General features: G+C 62.5%; 2 protein-coding genes. Both read right to left on the bottom strand.

Features of this window, described 5'->3' with window-relative positions:
* Positions 1–520: glycosyltransferase (locus A3754_RS23230; RefSeq protein WP_197468808.1), on the bottom strand; the 520-nt coding region annotated here is incomplete at its 3' end.
* A partial coding sequence (locus A3754_RS23225; protein WP_197468807.1) for an FtsW/RodA/SpoVE family cell cycle protein occupies positions 517–863 on the bottom strand: 347 nt, incomplete at its 5' end. The genes A3754_RS23230 and A3754_RS23225, both read right to left, overlap by 4 nt.

Below are 863 nucleotides of genomic sequence, written 5' to 3'. Positions count from 1 at the left end.
GGCGAGCAGGCTCATCCAGAGCGGTAATTTCCGGACGCACCGGGTTGCCCACCCAGCAGGCCTGCGGATTGCCAAAGGCACCCTGAAAGCCTTCCAGGGTCACCGTGGCCAGACGGGACAACAGGCGATTGGTCAGCCCGGGAACCGCATTCTGCTCATGGACCACCACCGGCACCTTGCACAGCTTGGCCGCCAGTCCGCCTGGGCCACTGGCAAAGCCGCCAAAGCCCACCGCCAGCACCGGCTGACGGGCACGAATCAACTGGCGCGCCTGTAATACAGCCCGCAGCAAATTGAAGGGGGCCGTCAGCTTGCGCTTGATGCCACCACCGCGCAGACGGGACACGGACAGCTCAGCAATCTCGTAGCCATACTGGCGCACCAGCTTGCCTTCCATGCCGTTTTCCGCGCCCAGCCAGAGGATTTCGAAGCCCCGCGCACGCAGTTGGTCGGCCACGGCCAAGGCCGGGAACACATGCCCGCCGGTACCACCCGCCATAATCAGGACGGTGCGACTCATCGTGCTGCCCTCCCCCTGGCTTTCAGGTGATCGGCTTCCGCCCCGGCGCGAAGAATAAGCCCTACCATTGCGGCTGAGATCAGCAGCGAAGAGCCCCCGTAACTGATAAACGGCAGCGTCAGGCCCTTGGTGGGCAACAGGCCCATATTCACGCCCAGGTTGATAAACGCCTGAGAGCAAAAGACGAAGGCACAGCCATAAACCACATAGGCGTGGTACAGCAGCCCGCGCTCTTCCAGACGATGCCCCACACGAAACACCCGCCAGCCCAGCAGAATAAAGCCGCTGATCAGCGCCACATTGCCCAACAAGCCCAGCTCTTCAGACATCACCGCGTAAACAA

The sequence above is a fragment of the Alcanivorax sp. HI0083 genome (assembly GCF_001635175.1).
Note: the sequence above shows the minus strand (reverse complement) of the source record. Positions and strands in the feature narration are given on the sequence as shown.